At 57.8% G+C, this 22,759-nt stretch carries 27 protein-coding genes and 1 riboswitch; of the genes, 11 read left to right on the top strand and 16 right to left on the bottom strand.

What is annotated here, in order from left to right; translation table 11 throughout:
* Positions 1–51 precede the first annotated feature (51 nt).
* On the top strand, positions 52–792 hold the full coding sequence (locus ABQ278_RS08620) for an SDR family NAD(P)-dependent oxidoreductase (protein WP_349319254.1): 741 nt from the start codon (positions 52–54) through the stop codon (positions 790–792).
* Between the two features lie 130 nt (positions 793–922).
* A complete protein-coding gene (locus ABQ278_RS08615; RefSeq protein ID WP_349319253.1) occupies positions 923–2,257 on the top strand; it encodes an aminotransferase class III-fold pyridoxal phosphate-dependent enzyme in 1,335 nt (444 codons plus the stop codon).
* A 36-nt stretch (positions 2,258–2,293) separates the two neighbouring features.
* Here the strand turns inward: ABQ278_RS08615 and der are convergent, their stop codons facing one another.
* From der to ABQ278_RS08580, 7 genes are all read right to left on the bottom strand, one after another.
* Positions 2,294–3,946 carry a ribosome biogenesis GTPase Der gene (der, locus tag ABQ278_RS08610; RefSeq protein WP_349319252.1) on the bottom strand — a complete coding sequence of 551 codons (1,653 nt, stop codon included), beginning with the start codon at positions 3,944–3,946 and terminating at the stop codon, positions 2,294–2,296.
* A gap of 57 nt (positions 3,947–4,003) precedes the next feature.
* On the bottom strand, positions 4,004–5,446 hold the full coding sequence (locus ABQ278_RS08605; protein ID WP_349319251.1) for a PQQ-binding-like beta-propeller repeat protein: 1,443 nt from the start codon (positions 5,444–5,446) through the stop codon (positions 4,004–4,006).
* A gap of 49 nt (positions 5,447–5,495) precedes the next feature.
* A complete protein-coding gene (locus ABQ278_RS08600) occupies positions 5,496–6,242 on the bottom strand; it encodes a tetratricopeptide repeat protein (RefSeq protein ID WP_349319250.1) in 747 nt (248 codons plus the stop codon).
* A 160-nt stretch (positions 6,243–6,402) separates the two neighbouring features.
* A complete protein-coding gene (gene panB, locus ABQ278_RS08595) occupies positions 6,403–7,173 on the bottom strand; it encodes a 3-methyl-2-oxobutanoate hydroxymethyltransferase (RefSeq protein WP_349322130.1) in 771 nt (256 codons plus the stop codon).
* A gap of 83 nt (positions 7,174–7,256) precedes the next feature.
* Positions 7,257–7,712, bottom strand: a complete 456-nt coding sequence (locus tag ABQ278_RS08590) for a hypothetical protein (protein ID WP_349319249.1) — start codon at positions 7,710–7,712, stop codon at positions 7,257–7,259.
* A complete protein-coding gene (locus ABQ278_RS08585; protein WP_349319248.1) occupies positions 7,709–8,287 on the bottom strand; it encodes a sigma-70 family RNA polymerase sigma factor in 579 nt (192 codons plus the stop codon). The genes ABQ278_RS08590 and ABQ278_RS08585 overlap by 4 nt, the downstream gene beginning before the upstream one ends.
* A 32-nt stretch (positions 8,288–8,319) precedes the next feature.
* Positions 8,320–8,703, bottom strand: a complete 384-nt coding sequence (locus ABQ278_RS08580; RefSeq protein WP_349319247.1) for a DUF6249 domain-containing protein — start codon at positions 8,701–8,703, stop codon at positions 8,320–8,322.
* A gap of 250 nt (positions 8,704–8,953) precedes the next feature.
* On the opposite strand from ABQ278_RS08580, the gene ABQ278_RS08575 reads away from it, so the two are divergent.
* The 3 genes from ABQ278_RS08575 to ABQ278_RS08565 are packed head-to-tail and all read left to right on the top strand — an operon-like array spanning position 8,954 to position 10,785.
* On the top strand, positions 8,954–9,559 hold the full coding sequence (locus tag ABQ278_RS08575; protein ID WP_349319246.1) for a PadR family transcriptional regulator: 606 nt from the start codon (positions 8,954–8,956) through the stop codon (positions 9,557–9,559).
* Between the two features lie 2 nt (positions 9,560–9,561).
* Positions 9,562–10,356: a siderophore-interacting protein gene (locus ABQ278_RS08570; protein ID WP_349319245.1), complete on the top strand. Its 795-nt coding sequence runs from the start codon at positions 9,562–9,564 to the stop codon at positions 10,354–10,356.
* Between the two features lie 54 nt (positions 10,357–10,410).
* Positions 10,411–10,785, top strand: coding sequence for a DUF2147 domain-containing protein (locus tag ABQ278_RS08565; protein ID WP_349319244.1), 375 nt, complete (start codon positions 10,411–10,413; stop codon positions 10,783–10,785).
* Here ABQ278_RS08565 and ABQ278_RS08560 read toward each other — a convergent pair.
* From ABQ278_RS08560 to ABQ278_RS08525, 8 genes are all read right to left on the bottom strand, one after another.
* Positions 10,782–11,129, bottom strand: coding sequence for an arsenate reductase (locus ABQ278_RS08560; protein WP_349319243.1), 348 nt, complete (start codon positions 11,127–11,129; stop codon positions 10,782–10,784). The two genes, ABQ278_RS08565 and ABQ278_RS08560, sit on opposite strands and share 4 nt — an antisense overlap.
* A 39-nt stretch (positions 11,130–11,168) precedes the next feature.
* Positions 11,169–12,686 carry a glutamine-hydrolyzing GMP synthase gene (gene guaA / locus ABQ278_RS08555; RefSeq protein ID WP_349322129.1) on the bottom strand — a complete coding sequence of 506 codons (1,518 nt, stop codon included), beginning with the start codon at positions 12,684–12,686 and terminating at the stop codon, positions 11,169–11,171.
* Between the two features lie 33 nt (positions 12,687–12,719).
* The gene (locus ABQ278_RS08550) at positions 12,720–14,048 is read right to left on the bottom strand and encodes an RsmB/NOP family class I SAM-dependent RNA methyltransferase (RefSeq protein WP_349319242.1); all 1,329 of its coding nucleotides are present in this window, start codon (positions 14,046–14,048) and stop codon (positions 12,720–12,722) included.
* A 9-nt stretch (positions 14,049–14,057) separates the two neighbouring features.
* Positions 14,058–14,450, bottom strand: coding sequence for an MAPEG family protein (locus ABQ278_RS08545; RefSeq protein WP_349319241.1), 393 nt, complete (start codon positions 14,448–14,450; stop codon positions 14,058–14,060).
* A 36-nt stretch (positions 14,451–14,486) separates the two neighbouring features.
* Complete coding sequence (guaB, locus tag ABQ278_RS08540; RefSeq protein ID WP_349319240.1) at positions 14,487–15,944, bottom strand: IMP dehydrogenase; 1,458 nt, start codon at positions 15,942–15,944, stop codon at positions 14,487–14,489.
* A 103-nt stretch (positions 15,945–16,047) separates the two neighbouring features.
* Positions 16,048–16,365, bottom strand: coding sequence for an SMR family transporter (locus ABQ278_RS08535; protein ID WP_349322128.1), 318 nt, complete (start codon positions 16,363–16,365; stop codon positions 16,048–16,050).
* A gap of 50 nt (positions 16,366–16,415) precedes the next feature.
* Positions 16,416–16,486, bottom strand: a riboswitch (guanidine-III (ykkC-III) riboswitch).
* A gap of 24 nt (positions 16,487–16,510) precedes the next feature.
* The gene (locus ABQ278_RS08530; RefSeq protein ID WP_349319239.1) at positions 16,511–16,846 is read right to left on the bottom strand and encodes a DUF1523 family protein; all 336 of its coding nucleotides are present in this window, start codon (positions 16,844–16,846) and stop codon (positions 16,511–16,513) included.
* A gap of 63 nt (positions 16,847–16,909) precedes the next feature.
* Positions 16,910–17,629, bottom strand: coding sequence for an RlmE family RNA methyltransferase (locus ABQ278_RS08525; protein ID WP_018079994.1), 720 nt, complete (start codon positions 17,627–17,629; stop codon positions 16,910–16,912).
* 95 nt (positions 17,630–17,724) lie between these two features.
* On the opposite strand from ABQ278_RS08525, the gene ABQ278_RS08520 reads away from it, so the two are divergent.
* The 6 genes from ABQ278_RS08520 (at position 17,725) to tgt (ending at position 21,904) form a co-directional block, all read left to right on the top strand.
* Positions 17,725–18,090 carry a hypothetical protein gene (locus ABQ278_RS08520; protein ID WP_349319238.1) on the top strand — a complete coding sequence of 122 codons (366 nt, stop codon included), beginning with the start codon at positions 17,725–17,727 and terminating at the stop codon, positions 18,088–18,090.
* A 69-nt stretch (positions 18,091–18,159) separates the two neighbouring features.
* Positions 18,160–18,624, top strand: coding sequence for a peptidylprolyl isomerase (locus ABQ278_RS08515; RefSeq protein WP_349319237.1), 465 nt, complete (start codon positions 18,160–18,162; stop codon positions 18,622–18,624).
* 142 nt (positions 18,625–18,766) lie between these two features.
* Complete coding sequence (locus ABQ278_RS08510; RefSeq protein WP_349319236.1) at positions 18,767–19,171, top strand: hypothetical protein; 405 nt, start codon at positions 18,767–18,769, stop codon at positions 19,169–19,171.
* Positions 19,172–19,279: 108 nt separating this feature from the next.
* On the top strand, positions 19,280–19,687 hold the full coding sequence (locus ABQ278_RS08505) for a hypothetical protein (protein WP_349319235.1): 408 nt from the start codon (positions 19,280–19,282) through the stop codon (positions 19,685–19,687).
* 37 nt (positions 19,688–19,724) lie between these two features.
* Positions 19,725–20,786 carry a tRNA preQ1(34) S-adenosylmethionine ribosyltransferase-isomerase QueA gene (queA, locus tag ABQ278_RS08500; protein WP_349319234.1) on the top strand — a complete coding sequence of 354 codons (1,062 nt, stop codon included), beginning with the start codon at positions 19,725–19,727 and terminating at the stop codon, positions 20,784–20,786.
* Entirely contained in the window at positions 20,783–21,904 is a 1,122-nt protein-coding gene (tgt, locus tag ABQ278_RS08495) for a tRNA guanosine(34) transglycosylase Tgt (protein ID WP_349319233.1), read from the top strand. The genes queA and tgt overlap by 4 nt, the downstream gene beginning before the upstream one ends.
* Here the strand turns inward: tgt and ABQ278_RS08490 are convergent.
* Positions 21,901–22,605 carry a hypothetical protein gene (locus tag ABQ278_RS08490; RefSeq protein WP_349319232.1) on the bottom strand — a complete coding sequence of 235 codons (705 nt, stop codon included), beginning with the start codon at positions 22,603–22,605 and terminating at the stop codon, positions 21,901–21,903. The two genes, tgt and ABQ278_RS08490, sit on opposite strands and share 4 nt — an antisense overlap.
* Between the last annotated feature and the right edge of the window lie 154 nt (positions 22,606–22,759).

Raw genomic sequence — 22,759 nt, 5'->3', positions numbered from 1 at the left:
ATGACGCGCTTTTAAAATGGAAAGCGCGTCATATTTTTATGGAACGCTCTCATGACTTCACAAGCCGGCCGTATCGCTCTGATCACCGGGGCCTCACGCGGCATTGGTCGTGCCTGCGCACTGGGGCTGGCCAAGGACGGCGCACAGGTTATCGCCTGCGCGCGTTCCAAGGCCGGTCTTGAAGAACTCGACGACGAGATTTTCGCCGCCACCGGCCAGCACGCAACCTTAATTCCCTTTGATATCACCGATGGCGATGCTTTCGAGCGCCTGAGTGCCGTGCTTTTTGAGCGCTTCGGTCGCATCGATGTCGTGGTCCATGCCGCCGCTATTTCCGGCACCTTGTCTCCGGTCACGCACCATGAGCCCAAGGATTTCGACAAGATCGTTACCGTCAACCTTTCGGCCACATGGCGTTTGTTGCGAGCGCTGGAGCCACTGTTGCGCCAATCGACCGCCGGCCGCGCCATCTTCTTTACCACCAGCGAAAGCGTGACGGCTGGCCGCGCTTTCTGGGGCCCTTATGGCGCTACGAAGGCCGCGATGGAAACCCTTGTACGCGCCTGGGCGGATGAGGTTGAGATCACGCCTATTCGCGCTGCAATTCTATCCCCGGGCGCTATGCGCACCCGGATGCGCGCCTCTGCCTATCCCGGCGAAGATCCGCAGAGCCTGCCGCACCCCAATGAGATCGTGCCCCTGATGCTCGAACTGGCCGATGCCAGCAAGGTGCCGCCGCTTGAAACCGTCAGTTTTCCTAACTGGAAAACGCAAGCCGCAACAATCGCCTGATATAGCTGACACGAGCGCATCCTGAAGGATGCGCTCTTTTTGTAGCTCAAAGCTATCAATTTGCGCAGAATGCAAAACAATTTGACTAAATTTACTTTTAATTTGTCCTGAATGCGTTAAAAATAGCTTCATGAACAGTCACACGCCCCCCGCCTATCCCAAAGCACAAAGCGCCTCCATGCTAGAGGAACTCGGCAAGTACGTTATTGCCGAACCGTACCCGTTTGTGGTCGATCTGGCCAACAGTCAGGGCATGACGCTGGCAACGGTGGATGGCGACAAGATTATCGACTGGTGCGGTCTCTATGGCTCAAAGCTGCTCGGCTATAACCATCCGCGCCTTTTCGAGCCGGACTATGTACGCGAGTTGGTGCTGGCGGCCAACAACAAGATGGCCAATCCTGACTTTCTGACACCACAGTGCCTGGCCTATTACCGTTTGCTGCATCGCCTCGCGCCTGTCTGCATGCGCGATCAGCATGTCGAGGTCTACGCCGTCAATTCGGGCGCTGAAGCGGTCGAAAACATGATGAAATACCTCATCAACCTGCATAATCATAAGCAGCAGGCCAAGGGCAACACCGTCAGGAACAGCCGTTTCATCTATTTCGAGCAAGCCTTCCACGGTCGCACGGTCTTCGCGCTGAACATTACCGAACTGTCGCACGATCCCGTCGCCACCAAGGATTTCCGCGGCATCATCAGCGGCAATCTTCAGGTGCCGTTCCCAGAATATGATGCGCGCCGCTCCACCGCTGAGAACGAGCGCGAGGCCGATCGCTGCCTGACCCTGATCGAAGCCTTCATGCGCGAGCATCCGAATGAAATCGCCGGCGTTATTCTGGAGCCCCTGCAAGGTGCTGGCGGCCATCGCCTCGCCCTGCCGCGCTTTTACCAAGGCCTGTCAAAGCTCTGCCATCAGTACGATGTTGGCTGGGGACTTGATGAAGTGCAAACCTCCGGTGGCCAGACTGGTGCTGTCTTCTCGATCGATCTGTTCGATGTGCCCTATCCGCCGCAGGCCATCGCCGTCGCCAAGAAATTCGGCAATGGCGCCGTCTACATGTTGAACCCGATGGAAGATATTGGCGTTCTCGATTCGACTTGGGGCGGCACACTGGCCGATATGGTGCGCTTTGTTCAGGAATGGCAGATTGTTGAGGACGAAGGCCTGCTCGACGCCGTCGCCGCCAAGGGCAGCTATCTGTTCGATCGTCTCAATCAACTGGTTGAGCAGTTCCCGAACTTGATCAGCAATGTCCGTGGCTTGGGGCTCTATCAGGGCTTCACGGTCAATGAGAAACGCAACAAAGGCCGTCTGGTCGATCTGGCGCTGGAGAGCGAAAACCTGCTCCTGCTGGGCGCCGGCACAGATAGTATCCGCTTCCGACCACCGCTAGATGTCACCATTGGCGATATCGACGCCATGTTGGCCAAGCTCACACGGGTTCTCGAACAACTCTGATAAAAAGCCTCCCCGGCATACCGGGGAGGCTTTTTATTACTTCTTTTTCGGCACCGGCTTGCCGCGTGCCGGCGGCGCGCCACGGACACGCCCACCCGGCCCTGCGGCGCCCGGCTTGGTGCTCGGCCCCATGGCCCGCGCCTTGACCGCCTTGGCCTTGCTGACCTCTGTACGCGTTTTCACGGCGACTTTCGGTGCCGCTACCACAGTCCCCTTAGCTTTTTGACGGACACGATTAGGGTGCGCCGGCTTTTCACCGGGCTTGAACTTCGGCTGGGCACGGACCCGCTTGAAACCGGCCGGCTTGCCACCATCCGACGTATCGCCATCGACAAACGGATTGCTGGTCGAGTTCGCCTTGACTGTCAGACGGATCGGCACACCCGGCATGTCAAAAGATTTACGCAAGCTATTGATAAGATAGCGCGTATAGTGATCCGGCATGGCATAGGAACGCGCCGCGAACAGCACGAACGTGGGCGGACGCCCCTTGGTCTGAGCCATGTATTTTGGCTTGATGCGCTTGCCGCTGACCGCGGGGGGCGGATGCCTCTGGATCGCCAGAGCCAGCCAGTCGTTAAGATCGCGCGTCTTGATCTTGGCCGACCAGTTACGATAGGTCTTGAGCACAGCCGGCATCAGGCGTTCCAGCCCCTTGCCTGTGGCGCCGGAGAGCGTCACCAGAGGCGTGCCGCGCAGTTGCGGCAACATGCGCTCGGAGACCTCAAGAATTTCGTTCAGGCGCGATTGCGGGTTCTCGACCAGATCCCACTTGGAAACGGCGTAGACAAGCCCCCGGCCCTCGCGTTCGACTAGATCGGCAATTTGCAGATCCTGGACTTCGAAGGCGTTGGCCTCATCCATGACCAGCACGACGACTTCGGCGAAGGTGATGGCGCGAATGGTATCGCTGGTGGAAAGCTTTTCCAGCTTCTCCTGCACACGCGCCTTACGGCGCAAGCCCGCTGTATCGACCAGCCGAATTGTGCGGCCTTCATATTCCCAGTCCACACTGATCGAATTGCGCGTGATACCGGCCTCAGGGCCAACCAGCAGGCGGTCTTCGCCGAGCAACTTGTTGATCAGGGTCGATTTACCAGCGTTCGGGCGGCCGATAATGGCGATACGGATCGGCTTGGTTTCGTCGTCCTCATCTTCCGATTCGTCTTCATTAACGACCCAGTCGCCTTCAAAGCGCTGACGGAACTTCTCGACCTCATCATAAAGCTCGCCGATACCTTCGCCATGTTCGGCTGAAAGGTGTAGCGGTTCGCCAAAGCCAAGCTGATAGGCTTCAGCAGCGCCAGACATACCGGCCTTGCCCTCGGCCTTGTTGGCGATCAGCAGAACCGGCGTATCCTTCATGCGCAGGATCTGCGCGAAGATACGGTCGAGCGGCGTAACACCTTCACGCGAATCGACCACGAAGAAGGCAACATCAGCCTCTTCGATGGCTTTTTCGGTCTGCAAACGCATACGCGCTTCGAGACTGAGATCGGCAAGATCTTCAAAACCGGCAGTATCGATCAATTCAAGATCGATGTCACCGATGCGGCCCGTGGCATAGCGACGGTCACGCGTGACACCAGGCTGGTCATCAACGATGGCCAGCTTCTTGCCTGCGAGGCGGTTAAACAGGGTCGATTTGCCGACATTAGGGCGGCCGACAATGGCAATTTTTAAAGGCATGGCCGCCTTATAGCGAAAAATGCCTGAATTACCACACTTTAGTGAATGGCCACCCTTTTAGTGGATGGCCACCAGCTTGGCATCGTTGGTCACGACGAACAGTTTGTCACCCACGGCGATCGGCGCGATATAAGCAGCATCGCCCAGCTTGATCGTTTCCTGGCGCTCGCCGGTCTTCGGATCAAAGGCCACAGCCTCACCCAGTGAATTGACCATCACTAGACGATTGGACGCCATGAAAGGCCCTGACCAGAGCGGCAGCTTACCCACGGTTTTTTCACGCCCCAGGCCTAAGAAGCCCTTCTTGGTCTTCTGAATACCGGCGTTCATGTCCTTGATCCAATAGATCTGGCCACTTTCACGGCTGACACACAAAAGCTCACCTTGCAGGCTGACCAGAAACACGACGTCGCCGGCCACCCAGGGTGTGTTGACGCTGTCGGTATCGACCTTCCATTTCGGCACGCCGGTCTTCGCGTCCATCGCCTGGAAGACACCGGAATGACTGGCGGCAAAGACGGTACCATTATAAAGCACCGGACGACCGGAGATATCGCGGATTTCCGACAGGGCATTGGTTCGGTTCGATTGCGCCAACACCTGCTGCCAGACGGGATCCCCCGTCGTCGTGCTCAAGGCCACAAGTTCACCTGACGAGAAAGGCGTGTAGACGATATCGCCGGACACCAGCGGCGTCGAAGACTTTTGCAGGCGCGCCGGCTCGGCGATGGCCTGATACGTCCAGGCCATTTCACCCGTTGTGCGGTCGAAAGCGAACACCTGATTATCGACATCGGTGGCGAAGATATGTGTAGCATTCACCGTCGGGGCCGCGTGAATCTGCGTGTCGACGTTCTTCTTCCAGATTTCCGCGCCGGTCGTGGCATCGAGCGCTTCAACGAAACGGAAGCCTGAGGTTACATAAAGCTTGCCGTCGGAAAGCGCCAAACCGCCACCAAAGGCCGTCTTGTCGCGCTTGTTCTTGGGGTTGAGATCGACGCTCCACACCTGACGGCCGGTGGCAACCTCAAAGGCCGAAACGCGGGCTTCGGCATCGAGCGTGTAGATGGTCTGACCGTCAGATACGGGCTGGGCCAGAACCTGATTACCGCCCTTGCTGGCCGCACCGATCGACTTGGTCCACGCCACCTTGAAGTTTTTGGCAGCATCAGCATTCTGAACCAGCGTGTCAGGCCCGCCTGCCACCGGCCAGTTGGCCACCGCAGCCGGCTCCGGCAGATAGTAGCCAATGCCCTTGAGGCTCTTGGACGGTGTCAGCTTCTGATCGAAGGCGACGATGGAAATGCGCTGGCCTTGCGAGGCCACGGCCCCCTGATCGCTGTTGCGATCCTTGAAGGGGTTCATCTTGTCGACTGTGGCGCAGCCGCTCAATGTGATCGCCGCGGTCAGGGCGACAAGACTGGCGGCCTTCAGCCCGGAAACCTTGGACCCGAAACCTTTGGCGTGGACCTTCGACGAGTTCATAAGCGCGTTTTCCATAATCAAGATATCAATATGACCCGCAGGGCCGGAGAGGTTAAAGCGCAGCCTATTGCGCGGGCGTTTGTTGCATTTGCGGCGCGCCCTGAATTTGCGGCATCACCGGCATGGCGGCTTCAGGTTGCTTCATCATCGCCTGAGCGGTAGCGATCGCGCCCGAATCAATGGCGGCCACGAAGGCGCTCGCGCGCTGCTTGACGCCATCGGGCGTGCCGAGCGTCACCGACAGGACCTGCAGATCATTGCGCGCGCCCTTGACGTCGCCGGACTGAAGCTTGGCCATGGCGAGGGCTTCCTTGGCCATGGCGGCATAAGGGCGACCTTCCTTGGTCAGGGGCGTAAGGCGCTTTTCAACGTCGGCGAAAGGCTTCGAGTCCATTTCCAGCAAGGCAGCCTTGAGAGCGGCGCCATCGGAGATATTGGGCACCTTGGAGGCGCTTGCGGCCAGGTCAAGATCCTTGATCGCTTCGGCAGTGTTGTTTTCTTCGAGAGCGATACCGGCCAATTGCTGCAGGGCCATGGCCTTGTAGACCGGATGTCCCGCCTTCACAGTGGCTTCAAAGCCCGTCTTGGCAACGGCCTTGTCGCCCTTGACCATCGACTCGATGGCAGTGCCGTAAGATTCCGACGCGTTGGCGGCCACGCTGGCCTGCCAGCTTTCATAACCCCAGAAGCCGAGCGCGATGATCAGGGCCCCGCCAAGAACGCCAGCCACCCAGGGCCAGCCTTTTTTGACGATGGTCGCCCATTTGTCGGCGCGCAGGGTTTCTTCTGTTTCGTCAAAAATATCGCTCACAGCGAATCCTCATATCCAAATATTCAGGGAGAAGCGCCGTCCTGTTAAGGCGCACAGGCGCTTCCAATTCGGCGCGAACCTAGCCTTTGGCCAAGGTTAACGCAACCGGATACAGCACCATGGCTCAGGCTTCCCCCAAAATCAAATTCCGCCACCCTACTTATTTAGCAAAATATGTCTCTTGTGGGGCGGGGAAGCTACGATCCCTGACATCTTTCGCATAAGATTTAACCGCTGTGCTGATCTGGGTGCGCAGGTCGGCATAGTGCCTGACGAATTTTGGCGTCCAGTCGAACAGGCCAAGCATGTCATCGGTCACCAGCACCTGACCATCGCAGGCATTGGAGGCGCCGATACCGATGGTTGGGATACTGACCAAGCGGGTCACCTCGTCGGCCAGATCGGCCGCCACGCCCTCAACGACGATGGCGAAGGCACCGGCGGCTTCACTGTCTTGCGCTTCCTTGATCACCTTGTCGCGCTCTGCCTGCGTGCGCCCCTTGGCCTTGAAACCGCCCTCGACATTGACCGCCTGCGGCCGCAACCCGACATGGCCCATGACAGCGATGCCGCGTTCGGTCAGGTAGCGGATCGTCTCGGCGACCGTCGGCCCGCTTTCCAGCTTGACGGCTTGCGCCCCTGTTTCTTTCAACAGGCGCACGGCGTTGGCAAAGGCCTGCTCAGGACTGGCCTCATAGGAGCCGAACGGCATGTCGATGACCACGAAGGCGGTGTCCGACCCTCGCATGACCGCCTGTCCATGGAGAATCATCATTTCCATGCTGACGCCGATGGTGTTGGGAAGACCGTGGATCACCATGCCGAGGCTGTCGCCGACCAGCAAAATATCGCAATGCGGATCCATGATCCGCGCGGTAGGCGTAGTGTAGGCCGTCAGGCAGACCAACGGAGTTTGGCCCTTGCGGCTCATGATATCAGGTGCGGTTATGCGTTTGGTACGTGCGGGACCGGCTTGGCTGCTCAAGGTATTCACTCATGTCTCTTGGAGACGTGTCAGATCGTCTCCTCCTGGGAGTAGGCGTAATACAACGCCAGACAGGCTAAACATAGGGAAAAACTGACCCAGAAAAAGAACGGGGTCTGCATAAGGTTGAGGTATCGTGCCGACAATTCAATCAGGCTCATGGCGGATTTCCCCATGCCATCGAAAAATTCGACGCCGGCGCGCAAGGTTTCGTCGGTTTCAGTTGCGGCTTTTGTCAGCGTCACCGTGGCGACCTTTGGGGCAGAGCCGCCCTCGCCGCCGGCCCAATTTGGCATATGGATGAATTGCGCCAGAGCATAGAGCCCGCCGACAAAGCCGGCGAGCACGACCACTCCCTGACGCAGCCACAGGTTAAAGCGCAAGCCCCGCATGACGCGCGCCTGAAAAGCCTCAGAATCGTCGTAAACCGGCGCAGCGGCGAACAGATCGCCGATATCGTCGTCTTTCAAGTTCAAATCACTCATGTTCCTGTTTCCAGTACGGGAGCGGACTTCACGCTCAGGATAATCTTCAACTGATCCAGCGCACGCCGGATATGACTTTTCACTGTACCAAGCGGAATTTTAAGTTCATCGGCTATATCCTGATGGGACAGGTCGCCGCTGAAATTGAGCGTGACGCATAGTCGTTCCACAGGTTTAAGGCGATTTAAAGCCGCATCGAGATTGTGGGCGCGAAATTCACCTTCGTGGGCGATGGGCTCGGGTTCATAAGCGCCGATATCATCGGTCAGCACATACTTCTTGTTGTTGCGCACTTTGCGCAAATAACGCCGAGAGGCAATCCGCTTGAGCCAGCCGGTAAAGGGGCCATCGAAACGATACTCGGCCAGGTGCTCGTAGGCGCTCATAAAGGCCTCCTGCGCCATGTCGTCGGCATCGGCGCCCTGCGCGCCCATCCGGCGCAGATGGATACGCAAACCGCCGCCATGGCGGCGCACCAGTTCGGCAAACGCCGGCTTGTCACCCGCCGTGCTCAGGCGCACGAGGTCAACATCCGATTGTCGCGTCAGGTCAGGCTTGTCGCTGGCCAGGGCCATGGTTCAGTTTGCTCCGGGTTGCCGCTATCGACTTATTGCTTGCGATTGCCGATCAGGCCCAAAATAAGCAGGGCAACACCAATGAAGCCCGGAATGGCAGCCAAGCCTGACATTTCGTCAACCGTGTAGCCGTTATCGAGAAAATTCCAGACTACAACTCCCAATGCGATCGCGATCAGGATAATGCCGGTACGAATGTCGTTAGCCGGGGTTTTCACACGTACCTGGCTTTTTTGCAGACTGTCGAGAAACTCGGTCGGCAAGGGCTGGCCTTTTTCAATAGACATACGCAGGGTTTTTTGAAGTTCAGCATTGTCGCGCGACTTACCGATACGAACAATCGCTACAATGGCGATAGGCATACCAAAGACCATCAGGATTGCTATGATGGGAATGATTTCATGCGGTAAATTCATGGATAAACTCCTTGAAAGAGGTTCGGGGAAGGCAGAAAAGCCGCCCTTTGTTTATAAGAGGCACGCAACCCTGCCTTTGGATGCAGTGTTTCGCATTAAGTTTCCGTAATCAAAATAATTTGGTCGCCCTCTTGAATTAGATGCAATTTAGATATATCTGAAATGCATCGAAACGAAAATATTTGCAATCAACTCGCAAATACGCCAAATATCGATATATCTGATTACACTCTAATTATAGGAGACTCGCATGCGAGGCTTTTTTCATCATCGCGGACACGGCGCTCAGCCTGACCGCAATTTCAGCCATCGTGACGGCTTTGGTCGCGACTTCGGCGGCGGACGCGAAGCTATTATGGAGCGTTTCCGTGGCATGCGCGGCGGTCGCGATGGCCTGAACCGTGGCAGAATGGGCTTTGGTCACGGCGGTTTGCGTTTGGTCCTGCTTAAGCTCATCGACGAAAAACCCAGCCACGGCTACGAACTGATCAAAGCGATCGAAGAACGGTTCAATGGCGCCTACAGCCCTTCCCCCGGCGTAATCTACCCCACACTGAGCTGGCTGGAAGACGAAGGTTTCATCACCATCACCCCGGGCGAAGACGGCCGCAAATCGGCCCAGATCACCGACGCCGGCAAGGCATTTCTTGAAGACAAGGCTGCCGCCGTCACCGAACTGTTCAGCCAGATGGATGGCCAGACCAGCGAACACGGCGATTACAGCCCGATCTTCCGCGCCATGGGCAATCTCAGGGCATCGCTCAAGGCGCGCGGCATGAAGCCCATGGGTAAGGTTGAGATCGAAGCCATCGTCGACCTGATCGACGAGGTCGCCAAAAAGATCGAAAGGTTATAGCCATGGATACGCATATCGATGGGCGTTCGATAACACGTGTCCGCTATGAAACGCGTCTGCGGGAACTGACGGTAACGGGTGTACGCCAACTCACCCCTCACCTGATCCGCATCGGTCTCCATGGCGATTTCGGGGGCTTTCAGTCGCTGGGCTTCGATGATCACGTCAAGCTGTTCTTCCCCGACCCGGAAACCGGTATTCTGACCCTACCCGTCATGGGTGCGGTGTCTGAGGGCCCAAAGCCAGTCATGCGCGACTACACCCCACGCCAGTTTGATGCCAAATCCCAGACGCTCGATATCGAGTTCGCTCTCCATGATGCCGGTCCGGCAACTCTATGGGCGATGAACGCCAAAATCGGCGATACCCTCAATATCGGCGGTCCGCGCGGCTCCATGCTGATCCCGCAAACCTTCGATGGCCATGTGATGATTGGCGATGATACGGCCCTGCCCGCCATCGCCCGCAGGCTCGAAGAGATGCCCGCCGGCACGCCGGTCTGTGTTGTGGCTGAGGTCGATAGCCTCGATGACCGCCTGCACTTCAATACCCGCGCCGATCTGCGCGTTCACTGGGTCTATCGTCAGGCGACACAGAATAACAGCCTGCTCGAAGCCTTGAGAGGCCTGCACCTGCCGCAGAACGACCTCCACATCTGGGTGGCGTGTGAAAGTTCGCAGGCGAAACTCATCCGCACGCATCTGATCGAGGACCACGGCGCCAGACCACAATGGATCAGGGCGTCAGGCTATTGGCGCAAGGGAGATGCCGGCGCGCACGACACCATCGGCGATTAACGGAACCTACAGCAGGACAGGCTATCATGGCCGTCTTATCTCGCGGGGGCGTCGATGCGCTTAATTCTATCCCTTACCCTGACAGCCTTGTGGCTGTCGCCGACCATGGCACTGGCCGCTGACCTTGGCGGTACATGGCAACGTTCCGATGGCCGTGAGCGCGTCACCTTCGCACCGTGCCCTGACGGCGTGTGCGGCAAACTGGTCTGGAGCAAACCGGACGCCAAAAGCAAGGCGCATATCGGCGACACCGTGTTTCATGACCTGAAACGCGAAACCGCCACGAGCTGGAAGGGCTACGCCTCCAATCCCGATGACGGCAAGACCTATCCCGGCACCGTCACGCTCGACGGCGGCAAACTGCTCACCCGCGAATGTATCCTGGGCGGCCGTATCTGCCGCACCGAAATCTGGACGCGGATAAACTAGCGAAGGGTCTTCGGGTCGATCAAATCGGGCTTGAAACCAACAATCAGGATGTCGTCCTTCTCGAAAACAGGCCGCTTGATCATCGACGGCTGCTCGATCATCAGGGCAATGGCATCTTCCTGGTTCAGATTGTGCTTGTCTGCATCCGGCAAGGCCTTGAAGGTGGTGCTGGCCCAGTTGAGCACCTTTTCCCAACCCAGCTTTGCACACCAGATCTTCAGATGCACTTCGTCAATGCCGTCCGTCTTGAAGTTATGAAAGGCGTAGGCGACGCGATTGGCGTCGAGCCAGTCGCGTGCCTTTTTCACCGTGTCGCAGTTGGGAATACCATAAAGGGTCAGCATTGAGGGTCCGTTCGATGTCGTATGAGGCTGTCGCCTGATTTATTCCCACTCGATGGTGCCGGGCGGCTTCGAGGTGACGTCATAGACCACGCGGTTGACACCGCGGACTTCGTTGACGATGCGGGTGGCGCAACGGCCAAGCACGGCCCACGGGAATTCATAGAAATCGGCCGTCATGCCATCGGATGAGGTGACCGCGCGCAGGGCCAGCACGTCTTCATAGGTGCGGGCGTCGCCCATGACGCCGACCGTCTTGACCGGCAGCAGCACGGCAAAGGCCTGCCAAATGTCATTGTAGAGACCAGCCTTGCGGATTTCATCGAGGTAGATGGCGTCGGCGTCCTGAAGCGTCCTGACCTTCTCCGGCGTCACTTCGCCCGGAATGCGGATGGCCAGGCCCGGCCCGGGGAACGGATGGCGCCCGACAAAGGCGGCGTCGAGACCCAGTTCGCGGCCGAGCGCCCGCACTTCATCCTTGAAGAGTTCGCGCAATGGCTCAACCAGTTTCAGCTTCATATAGTCGGGCAGACCGCCGACATTGTGGTGCGACTTGATGACCGTCGAAGGCCCGCCGTGGGGAGAGATGCTCTCGACCACGTCGGGATAAAGCGTGCCCTGGGCCAGGAATTCGGCGCCGTCGATCTTGCCGGCCTCTTCATCGAAGACGTCAATGAACAGTTTGCCGATGGTCTTGCGCTTCTTTTCGGGATCGGATTCACCGGCCAGGGCGCCGAGGAATTTCTCTTGCGCCTGCACATGGATCAGCGGGATATTGTAGTGGTTTCGGAACAGCGAGACGACCTGTTCGCCTTCGTTCTTACGCAGCAGGCCGGTATCAACGAACACGCAGGTCAGTTGTTCACCGATCGCTTCGTGGATCAGGATGGCGGCGACCGAGGAATCAACCCCGCCGGACAGACCGCAGATGACCTTGCCGGTGCCGACCTGGGCGCGGATCTTGGCGACCATTTCCTCGCGGAAGGCCGACATCGACCAGTCGCCCGAGAAGCCGGCGATCTCGAACAGGAAGTTGCGGATCATATCGGTGCCGCGCTTGGTATGCACCACTTCCGGGTGGAACTGCACAGCGTAAAACTTGCGCTTTTCATCGGCGATGGCGGCATAGGGCGCGCCTTCCGACGTGGCGATGACCTCGAAGCCCTGCGGAATGGCGGTGACGCGGTCGCCATGGCTCATCCATACCGTCTCGACCTGATCGAGGCCCTTGAAAATCGGCGACTGACCTTTGACGGTAATCTCGGCGCGCCCAAACTCGCGGTCATGGCCACTTTCGACCTTGCCGCCCAGCAATTCACACATCAGTTGCTCGCCATAGCAGATGCCGAACACCGGCACCCCCATGTCGAACAGTTTGGCGTCGATCCGCGGACCTTCATCGATGACGCTGTGCGGCGAACCCGACAGGATGACCGCCTTAGGGCGCAGGCTATCGATCTTGTCGGCGGCCTTAGTGAAGGGGTGGATTTCGCAATAGACGCCGCATTCGCGGACGCGACGTGCGATTAACTGGGTAACTTGCGATCCGAAATCGATAATAAGAAGAAGTCTCGTGGTGAGGCGAAGCCATGATTATTGGGTCCGTGTGTAGGCGGCGATAAAGAAGCCGTCGGTCTGGGTGGTATGGGGTGTAAGCGATAGGCGATGGCCAGTTTTGGCCAGTTTGTTCAGGCGCGCCGCGTGATCGATATAGAGCGTGCTGTTTTCTAGCAGGGTATGGATCGGCAGGGCGTCGTAATTGGGATGTGCCGCTTCAAAAGCGTCGGCGGTCTGGGCGTTTTCATCATCCAGCACCGAGCAGGTGACATAGACGAGACGCCCGCCCACCTTCACGCATTGTGCGGCACGGTCGAGAATTTGGTTTTGCAGGGTATGCAGACCTTCAATCTTGGCCTCATCGAGACGATGCGCATCTTCGGGATGGCGACGCCAGGTGCCGGAACCGGAGCATGGCGCATCGACCAGAACCAGATCGGCGCCTTTCAGCACTTCGAGTTGGGCGGCATCGTCGGGATCAAAGAAGTGGATAAAATGTGCGTTAGCGCCGGCACGGATCAGGCGCGGCTCAATGGCTTTCAGGCGCTTTCCCACGACATCACAGGCGTAAACCTCACCATTCCCGTCCATCATCTGCGCAAGCGCAAGTGTCTTGCCGCCACCGCCAGCACAGAAATCGACCACCTTAGCGGCGCCGGGCAAAAGACCGGCACCGGCGATAAAGGCCGCGAGTTGTGAGCCCTCGTCCTGAATTTCAACCTGACCGCTTTGGTAGATATCGAGCTTGACGAGATTGGGCGGCGGCTCTGCCGTCAGCCGGATGCCGTATTTTGAGAACGGTGTTGGTTCGGGCGACAATCCTTCGGCTTCAAGCGCCGCCATCATATCCGCACGGTTTGCCTTTGCGCTATTGACGCGCAGATCGATCGGCGCGCGCGGCATCATCAGGGCGGTGGCCTCGGCGGTCCATGCCTTGCCGAATTGCTGTTCGAAGCGCGAAACAACAAACTCCGGCAGACCGGTGGTGACCCAGGCGGGCGCCTCGCCCTCCCCCGCCGCCAGGCGTTCGCGTTCATGAGCGGTCAGGTGTTTGGGCCCATACCCTTCGCCGCCAAAAAAGCTTTCAATGTCTTCGATCGGCATGGCGTCGATCAGCGACAGCGAAGCCAGAACCAGCGCTCGTCCCTGCGCTGGCGATTTCTCAGTCATCTCCATAGCCCACAACAGGCGTTGTCTGGCGCGCAGGCAGCGATAGACGCGATCTGCAATGGCGCGACGGTCTTTGGAGCCGGCGTAGCGATTGACCTGCCCCCACTGTTTCAGCACGGCTTCAACAGTCGCACGGGTTCCCGAAAGTTGATCGAGGATATCGGCGGCGGCTTGAAGTCGGGCAGCGGGGGTCAAATCAGATCCTTAAACAAACAGGGTATAGAGGCACATGACAATGCCGATGAGCGAAACAATCCAGGCCAGCGAACGGACGCCAACGACACCGAACGCATAGAGCGGAATATAAACGATGCGGGCCGCCAGATAAACCTGAGCGCCCCAGATCGACACCGGGCTTGACTTGCCAAGGAAGGCGAGCGCAAGCACGATAACCGCAAAGAAAGCAAAGGTTTCCATGAAGTTAGCAAAGGCGCGGTTAAGGCGCCCCGCTATGGGCCCTGTGTCGAAATCCGTATCACGCGGGCCGGCGTTCCATTTGGCATAGCCCTTGCGCGACATGGCCGCTATCGGCGGCAGCCCCACCTGAACCAGCCCCAGAATAGCGGCCCAGACCAGTACCCGTAGTTCGTAAGTCATGCACTTCTCCCTTTAGTTACTGGTCTGCCGGCATGGCTATTGGCGGTAGTTCGGCGATTCCCGCGTGATCATCACGTCATGAACGTGGCTTTCGCGCAGACCGGCGCCGGTGATGCGCACGAAACGCGCGCGCTTCTGGAACTCTTCGATTGTAGGGGCACCGACATAGCCCATGGAGGCGCGAAGCCCGCCGACGAGTTGGTGAACAACCGGAGCGATCGGTCCCTTGAACGGCACCTGGCCCTCGATACCTTCCGGCACCAGTTTCATGGTGTCGCGCACTTCCTTCTGGAAATAGCGATCAGCCGAACCCGAAGCCATGGCCCCGACCGACCCCATACCGCGATAGGATTTGTAGGAACGGCCCTGATAGAGGATGACCTCACCCGGGGCTTCTTCGGTGCCGGCGAACATCGAGCCAAGCATGGCCGATGAGGCGCCCGCCGCGATGGCCTTGGCCAGATCGCCGGAGAACTTGATGCCGCCGTCAGCGATGATCGGCACGCCGGTGCCGGCCGCAGCCCGCACGCTGTCGATGATCGCGGTCAGTTGCGGCACGCCGACGCCGGCAACAATGCGCGTGGTGCAGATGGAGCCAGGCCCGATACCGACCTTGACGGCGTCGGCGCCGGCATCGATCAGGGCGCGGGTGGCGTCATAGGTGGCGACGTTACCGGCAACGATCTGAACCTTGTTGGTTTCCTTGCGCAGGCGTTGCACCGCTTGCGACACCAGAATGCTGTGACCATGGGCCGTATCAATGACGATAACATCGGCGCCGGCTTCGACCAGCGCCATCGAACGTTCAAAGCCGGCATCACCGACCGTGGAAGCGCCACCAACGAGCAGGCGTCCGGCGGCATCCTTGGCGGCCAGAGGATAGGCCTGTTGCTTCTCCATGTCCTTGACGGTGATCAGACCGACGCAGGCATAGGCGTCATTGACGACGATAATGCGCTCGATGCGATGCTTGGCCATCAGTTCGCGCGCGCGCGCCTGACCTTCGCCTTCGCGCACCGTGATCAGGTTTTCCGTCGTCATGACCTCGGCGGCTGACTTGGAGCCCTCGCCTTCGAAGCGAATGTCGCGGTTCGTCAGGATGCCGACCAGTTTGTTTGTCTCGCGCTCGACCACCGGGAAGCCGGAAATATGCTTGCGGGCGATGATCTCGCGAACCTCGGCCAGTTTGGTGTCGGGATAGATGACAATCGGGTTGATGACCATACCCGACTCAAACCGCTTCACATTGCGGATTTCCTCAGCCTGTTCTTCATTGGTTAGATTGCGGTGGACAATGCCCATGCCACCGGCCTGCGCCATGGCGACGGCTAGGCGTGCTTCTGTGACCGTATCCATGGCCGAAGAGACCAGCGGGATGTTCAGGCTGATGGTTTGGGTGAATTTCGTTTTCGTATCGACTTGAGTGGGCACCACGTCCGAGGGACCGGGTTCCAGCAAAACGTCGTCGAAGGTTAAGCCTTCGCGTATATCCATAAGGGACTCTCCATTTTGCGGTTTGTACCTATGGGAAACCGGCCTTGAGGTAAAGAGGTTGATGCAAAATAATTGTTTCAAAGCTTAAGCAGCGATCACGCGCCTAGCCCGCCGTCGCCTTCAGGCCGATAATAGAACTGAGCAGCATGACCAAAAAGAGGATGCGCAGCGGAGTCACCGCCTCATGAAACAGGAATATGCCCATTACCGCCGCGCCAAGTGCGCCAATACCGACCCAAACCGCATAGGCCGTGCCGATTGGTAAGGTACTGGCGGCTTTCGACAGCAACACCATGCTGAGCGCCAGCGTAACGAGGGTAAAGATGGACGGCACAGGTTTTGTGAAGCCGGCGCTGTATTTCAGGCCAATGGCCCAGCAGATTTCAAGCAATCCGGCGACGATCAGGTAGACCCACGGCAAGGATATAAATGATGGCATGACAATGCGCTCCAGTGTTTGTGATACAAACTAAAGCGTCGTCTTGTCTTGACCGGGTACGGCGCATCTCGTCCGGAGCAAAAACCTATATAACAAGCGCAGGTCCGAAAATAAAGGCGCCTGACGACTAATCGACCTTCTCAGCCTTGGTGATGTTCTTGTACATCGAGAAAATCGGCATGCGGAAACCATAATAGGAAATCCTGAAACGGCCGGTCTGAATGAGTTTGCCCTGAATATCAGATGAGTTGAATTTCAGATAAGCCGGACTATCGACATTCTTGTAGGTTTCGTCGGTGGTGAAGACGAGATAGACATCCTTCACCTTGTCGCCTTGCCTGAGAATCTTGTGGTCAACACCGGTGACGGTCACTTCGCGGGAACCATGTGTCCAGTAGGGCACGGTCCAGATCGCCAGAAACACCAGCGCAACAACGACAACCGCAGCAATCAGTTTTTTCATACTCATCCCCTCCATAATGGCCGCAGCCTATCCTCACAGTTATAAAGCGGCAATAAGGAAGGATCAGCCCTTGAATCCTATCGCCACTATATAGATTTCGCTCGAACCGACACGGCTGGACTTCGGCTTGAAGTGCTTCACCGTTTCAAAAGTCACCTTGAGCTTGAGCAACAGATGCTCGGTCTCGCCACCCTGAAACGCCTTGGCGATAAAGGCGCCACCGGGCTTGAGGTTATCGAGCGCGAAATCGCCGGCCATTTCCAGCAGCCCCATGATCTTGAGGTGGTCCGTCTGCTTGTGGCCCACCGTATTGTGCGCAAGATCGGAAAGGATGACGTCAGGCTTGCCGCCCATCAGGTCCATCAGTTGCGGACCAATGGCCGGATCGGTGAAGTCGGCTTCCAGAAGATCGGCGCCGGGCACCGGATCGACCGGCAGCAGATCGACACCGACCACATGCGATGCGCCGCGTTTGATCGCCACCTGCACCCAACCTCCAGGCGCGCAGCCCAGGTCGATAACCTTGGCGCCCTTGTGCAACAGGTTAAACCGCTCATCGATTTCGATCAGCTTGAAAGCAGCACGCGACCGCCAGCCCTCGGCCTTGGCCTGCTGGACATAGGGGTCGTTCAGTTGGCGCTCCAGCCACTTGGCGGAGGATTGTGTGCGAAATTTCGCCGTCTTGACGGCCGTGTGGCCTTTCGAACGGCCGGACAGGTTGCCGCCGGTCGGCGCCTTGACCATCTTACGGCGCGGCTCTTTATCTTCAGGTTGATCACTCATGGCGCGTCTATACTGGTTTTTGCCGCGTTTGCGGAAACTATTTTTTCTTTACAGCCGTAGCTGCTAGAAGGCGCCCAAACAGAAGGAACGCGTTCATGCGCCTTGCCACCGCCCTGCTGGCCGCATCGCTTAGTCTTGCCGCCTGCTCCCCCGCCAAACCGCCCGCCAGCGACACCAGCACCGAAAGTGCTCAGGCCGTGCCCGTCGCGTCTTCATCGGAATCGGTTACGAACCTGACGGAGGAACTGGCGCCATCGTCGACCGCGACGGATGGCACCTGTTTGTCGGACATCGGCAAGGTTGCCGCTGATCGCCTTGTTAAGCGCTGCATCATGGTATCTCCCGCCACGCACCCACCCTGCAATAAAAGCAATCCTTGCGACATGATTCAGAATGAGATCGACCGTTCCTGCGCCATGTATGGCCCGGAAGAAAAGAAACCCGCCGAGTGCACCGCCTAGATTTTATTTTGCAATTGCCCTGACGAGCCCCTATGTCAGGACCACAAATTTACTGTCAAAGGAGACATCATGTCCGAAGACCTCGAAAATACCCTGATCCTGACGCTGGATACCGGCCCCGTCACCATCAAGCTGCGCCCGGATCTGGCGCCTAACCACGTCGCTCGCATCAAGGAACTGGCGCGCGAAGGTTTTTACGACGGTATCGTTTTCCACCGCGTCATCCCCGGCTTTATGGCCCAGGGCGGCGATCCTCAGGGCCAGGGCTTTGGCGGTTCCGGCAAGAAGATCAAGGCCGAGTTCAACAAGGAGCCTCACGTCCGCGGAATCTGCTCGATGGCCCGCTCGCAAAACCCGGATTCGGCCGACAGCCAGTTCTTCATCGTGTTCGATGACGCCCGCTTCCTCGACAATCAGTACACTGTCTGGGGTCAGGTCACCGAGGGCATGGAAAACGTCGATGCCCTGCCCAAGGGGGAGCCGCCGCGTACCCCCGGCAAGATCGTGACCATGAAGGTCGCGGCCGACGTCTAAGTCATACCAAACGCTTAACGGGGTCATTCATGAGAATGACCCCGTCTTGATTATGGGCATTAACCTACGCACTTAAGGACATATTAAAACGTTTCACGCACTCTATGGTTTAGTAAACCGAAGTGTAGAGTAGTGTAAGCATATGCAGAAGCGTTCGCGGTATTCGGTCACGGTTGACCGCGCCAATATGATCCTGATTATCCGGTTGCATTCCCTGCGCTGTGAGCAGGAGCCTGGTCCCGATCTGATCGATCAACTGGCTACAGTAGAAACGCCTTGGCTTTTCAATGCCCTGTTTGACTTCCGCCGCTACGAAGCGGATTTTTCACGCGATTATCTCAGCTTTCTCACGGAAAAATGGGCCGCCTTTACGCGGGGACGCGACAGCGGTCGCAGCATGGCTCTGGTCGGCGGAAATCCCGACCTGACGTTTAATCTGAAAGCCATGCTCGACGTCATGCCCAATCGCAAAATCGCCATTTTCGACACCTTCGATGAAGGACTGGAATGGATCAAGGCCGACGAGTATATTCGCAAGGTCGCATGAGGCGTTCAACGCCTGCGCGTAACCCTACGTCAATTAAGCCTTAAGACGCATGTGCTAGATAAGATATGGGCCTACCGCCCGATATCCTGTCTAAGCTGGACTGCGCCCATGACCCGCTCCCGAATTACCGTATCGCTCGACGAGACACTCAAGATCATGAATATCCGCTACATCGGCACGCTGAACGGCGATGCAGTGAACAGGAACATGATGTCTCAACTCGTTCATGTGCCGAATGTCTGGGAGTATGACAGCATCCTCGACATGCGTCGCTATGACGGCACGATCATGGGTAAGGAGATCGAAGACCTCAGTGTGCGGTGGAATCAACTTGCGCAGGGACGCGATGCCGGCGGCTTTACCGCCATCATCAGCGACGACCCTCTGGTGCGGGCGCGCCTGTCGATCACTCAGGCCCTTTTTCCGCAACGTACCCTGGAAAACTTCAACACCTTCGACGAAGGTCTGGACTGGATCAAGGCACGAAAGTCGGCTACGGTCGTACAGCCGACATAATCCTTGACCTTGGCGTATTTTGCGGCTTTGAGACCGCATGCTTATTTCCGATTTTGACTTTGACCTGCCCGATGACCGCATCGCCCTGCGGCCCGTGGAGCCGCGCGAGGCGGCCAGACTTCTGCGCGTTGAAGCTGACGGCTCACTGATCGACAGCCGCGTTGGTGATATCGCTAATTGTCTGCGCACCGGCGACCTGCTGATCGTCAACGACACCCGCGTTTTACCGACGCAACTCGATGGCCTGCGCGTCAGGCCGGATAGCCAGGTGGTGATCGAGGCGACACTTGTCAAAAGCACTGGCGCCGCACAGTGGCAAGCTTTTCTGAAGCCGGGCCGCAAGGTCAAGCCCGGCGACGACTTGCTTTTCAAAAGCGACACCGCTGAACTTCGTGCCCATGTCTCGGCTAAGGACGACAATGGCCTGTATACGCTCGATTTTCAGCACAGCCCGCAAGAGCTGATCGAGCGACTGCATATCGTCGGAGGCATGCCCCTGCCGCCCTACATACGCTCGAAACGACACGAGGACGAGCAGGACAAGAGCGACTATCAGACGATCTTCGCCAGGGATGAAGGCTCTGTGGCGGCCCCCACGGCCGGTCTGCATTTCACCCCTGCCCTGCTGGAAAAGCTGACTGCCAATGGCATCGAGGTTGAGCATATAACCCTGCATGTCGGAGCCGGCACCTTCCTGCCGGTCAAGGTCGATGACACCAAAGATCACATCATGCATGCCGAGTTCGGCATGATCACTCAGGCCAGCGCCGACCGCATCAATGCGGTACGCGCGGCTGGTGGTCGAGTTGTCTGCGTCGGCACCACGTCATTACGTTTGCTGGAATCGGCCTGTGACGACGCCGGTGTCATCCACCCCTTCGCAGCCGAAACCGCTATCTTCATCACGCCGGGCATCAAAGTGCGCTCGTGCGATATGCTGATGACCAATTTCCACCTGCCAAAATCGACCCTCTTCATGCTTGTCTGCGCCCTCGCCGGCACCGAGACCATGAAAAAGGCCTACGCCCATGCTATAGCAACCGGCTATCGCTTCTTCTCCTATGGCGACGCCAGCCTGTTGAGTAACACATCACGATGAGCACTTTTCCCTTCGAAATTAAAGCCTCTCAAGGTCAGGCGCGTACCGGTGTCCTGAAGACACCGCGCGGTGATATCCCGACGCCGATCTTTATGCCCGTCGGCACCGCCGCCACCGTCAAGGCGCTGACGCTCGACATGGTGAAGCAGGCCAATGCCAAGATCATCCTCGGCAACACCTATCACCTGATGCTGCGACCGACAGCCGAACGGATATCGCGTCTTGGCGGCCTGCATAAATTCATGGGCTGGGATGGTCCGATCCTGACCGACAGCGGCGGTTTTCAGGTGATGAGCCTGTCCAAGATTTCCAAGGTCAAGGAAGACGCTGTGACTTTCCAGAGCCATATTGACGGCTCGAAGCACGTCCTTTCGCCGGAAAGGTCCATCGAAATTCAGGCCGATCTGCTCGGCTCAGATATCGTGATGCAACTCGACGAATGCGTCTCCTATCCGGCTGACGAAAAGCGTGCGCAGCAGGCGCTGCAACTTTCGGCGCGGTGGGGCGTGCGGTCAAAATACGCCTTCGGCACCCGCGACAGCCAAGCTCTTTTTGGTATCCAGCAGGGCTCAACCTTTGAGCACCTGCGCCGGGAATCAACCGAACGTTTGCTAGATATCGGCTTTGACGGCTATGCTATCGGCGGCCTGGCCGTGGGCGAAGGCCATAAAGCCATGTGTGATACGCTCGATTTCTGCGCGACTATCCTGCCTTGGGAACGCCCGCGTTACCTCATGGGGGTTGGCAAACCTATTGACCTGCTAGAAGGCGTGGCGCGCGGCGTCGACATGTTCGATTGTGTCCTGCCCACACGATCCGGCCGTCACGGTCAGGTGTGGACCTGGGACGGTCCGCTCAATATGAAAAACGCGCGCTTCGCCGGGGACGACACGCCGCTCGATGCGACAAGCGATTGCCCAGCCAGCCGCGACTATTCCAAAGCCTACCTGCACCATCTGGTGAAATCGGAAGAGATTCTCGGCCAGATGCTGTTGTCCTGGCACAACATCGCCTTCTTCCAGGCTCTGATGATTCGGATACGCGCCGCCATTATTACCGGCACGTTCGACATCTTGCGCGCCGATTTGCTTAGTCGCTGGCAAACCAAAGAGGTTTAATGCTTCCGGCTGGAACGCTTACGCGGCTTTTCCGGCACAAGCAAAGGCTTGGGTTTCGCAGCATCCATATAGGTATCGGTGTAAACGCGAGGCACGAACCATGACGGCGCAGCCGGGGGCGCGCAGTTCTTGTTCATGCCTACCCCCTTGAGATAGGCGCGACGCACCTTGCCTGCCTGTATGGCACGATCCATGTCTTTCTGATGACGTTCGGCGCCTGTCATCTGACGCACCAGTCCACGGAAGGGGATAATGCCGCGCGTGGCGTTACGCACGGAACCGCGTGCCATGTCGCCGGCGGCTTCACCACCTTTTTCACGCATGGTACGGGTGTCGGCTGGCTCCGGTGGCTCATCGAAATCAGCCCCCAGCAGGCTATCCAGCTTCGTCACTTCCGCAGCTATAGCGGTACAATTATCAAGCCCGGACAGGTCGTAGGGCTTGGTCACAGCCTGGGTCAGAATTTCTGGAATCTCCTGCTTGCGCAAGTTGAGATCTTCAAGCGGCGCCATGACGGCATCACCCCAGCTATTGCTCTGATCTTCGTTGCTGGCGCGGACGCCATGATGGTCGTCAGAGCGGGCGCGCTCATCCGGATTGCTCCTGCGCGAATCATCGGGATACCCCTTGGGATCGTAATGGGGCTTGGAGGCGCAGCCAGACAATAAAATTCCTGCGGCCAGCATCAGCCAGAACTCCACGTAGGAACTTCATTTCTACGGCCTTAATTGACGTCACGTACTGCCCCCTCGATACTACATAGACAAAAGCGCATGCGTGCCTCGGTCCGCTCTTGCCTCGTTATAGCGTATTCGGGCCATAAAAAAACAATACATAAAAAAAAGCTTCCTTTTC

The organism is Asticcacaulis sp. MM231, assembly GCF_964186625.1.
In the GTDB taxonomy this organism is placed as follows: Bacteria; Pseudomonadota; Alphaproteobacteria; order Caulobacterales; family Caulobacteraceae; genus Asticcacaulis.
The sequence above is the reverse complement of the archived record's forward strand: the minus strand, read 5'-3'. Positions and strand labels throughout refer to the sequence as shown.

Coding starts and splice junctions, on each gene's coding strand:
- ABQ278_RS08615 (WP_349319253.1), top strand. CDS start 923: ATGAACAGTCACACGCCCCCCGCCTATCCCAAAGCACAAAGCGCCTCC.
- ABQ278_RS08585 (WP_349319248.1), bottom strand. CDS start 8,287: ATGGCCCTGGCCAGCGACAAGCCTGACCTGACGCGACAATCGGATGTT.
- tgt (WP_349319233.1), top strand. CDS start 20,783: ATGAGCACTTTTCCCTTCGAAATTAAAGCCTCTCAAGGTCAGGCGCGT.
- der (WP_349319252.1), bottom strand. CDS start 3,946: ATGCCTTTAAAAATTGCCATTGTCGGCCGCCCTAATGTCGGCAAATCG.
- queA (WP_349319234.1), top strand. CDS start 19,725: ATGCTTATTTCCGATTTTGACTTTGACCTGCCCGATGACCGCATCGCC.
- ABQ278_RS08575 (WP_349319246.1), top strand. CDS start 8,954: ATGCGAGGCTTTTTTCATCATCGCGGACACGGCGCTCAGCCTGACCGC.
- ABQ278_RS08505 (WP_349319235.1), top strand. CDS start 19,280: ATGACCCGCTCCCGAATTACCGTATCGCTCGACGAGACACTCAAGATC.
- ABQ278_RS08525 (WP_018079994.1), bottom strand. CDS start 17,629: ATGAGTGATCAACCTGAAGATAAAGAGCCGCGCCGTAAGATGGTCAAG.
- ABQ278_RS08605 (WP_349319251.1), bottom strand. CDS start 5,446: ATGGAAAACGCGCTTATGAACTCGTCGAAGGTCCACGCCAAAGGTTTC.
- ABQ278_RS08530 (WP_349319239.1), bottom strand. CDS start 16,846: ATGAAAAAACTGATTGCTGCGGTTGTCGTTGTTGCGCTGGTGTTTCTG.
- ABQ278_RS08580 (WP_349319247.1), bottom strand. CDS start 8,703: ATGAATTTACCGCATGAAATCATTCCCATCATAGCAATCCTGATGGTC.
- ABQ278_RS08620 (WP_349319254.1), top strand. CDS start 52: ATGACTTCACAAGCCGGCCGTATCGCTCTGATCACCGGGGCCTCACGC.
- ABQ278_RS08565 (WP_349319244.1), top strand. CDS start 10,411: ATGCGCTTAATTCTATCCCTTACCCTGACAGCCTTGTGGCTGTCGCCG.
- ABQ278_RS08545 (WP_349319241.1), bottom strand. CDS start 14,450: ATGACTTACGAACTACGGGTACTGGTCTGGGCCGCTATTCTGGGGCTG.
- ABQ278_RS08570 (WP_349319245.1), top strand. CDS start 9,562: ATGGATACGCATATCGATGGGCGTTCGATAACACGTGTCCGCTATGAA.
- ABQ278_RS08515 (WP_349319237.1), top strand. CDS start 18,160: ATGTCCGAAGACCTCGAAAATACCCTGATCCTGACGCTGGATACCGGC.
- panB (WP_349322130.1), bottom strand. CDS start 7,173: ATGAGCCGCAAGGGCCAAACTCCGTTGGTCTGCCTGACGGCCTACACT.
- ABQ278_RS08510 (WP_349319236.1), top strand. CDS start 18,767: ATGCAGAAGCGTTCGCGGTATTCGGTCACGGTTGACCGCGCCAATATG.
- ABQ278_RS08560 (WP_349319243.1), bottom strand. CDS start 11,129: ATGCTGACCCTTTATGGTATTCCCAACTGCGACACGGTGAAAAAGGCA.
- ABQ278_RS08590 (WP_349319249.1), bottom strand. CDS start 7,712: ATGAGTGATTTGAACTTGAAAGACGACGATATCGGCGATCTGTTCGCC.
- guaB (WP_349319240.1), bottom strand. CDS start 15,944: ATGGATATACGCGAAGGCTTAACCTTCGACGACGTTTTGCTGGAACCC.
- ABQ278_RS08520 (WP_349319238.1), top strand. CDS start 17,725: ATGCGCCTTGCCACCGCCCTGCTGGCCGCATCGCTTAGTCTTGCCGCC.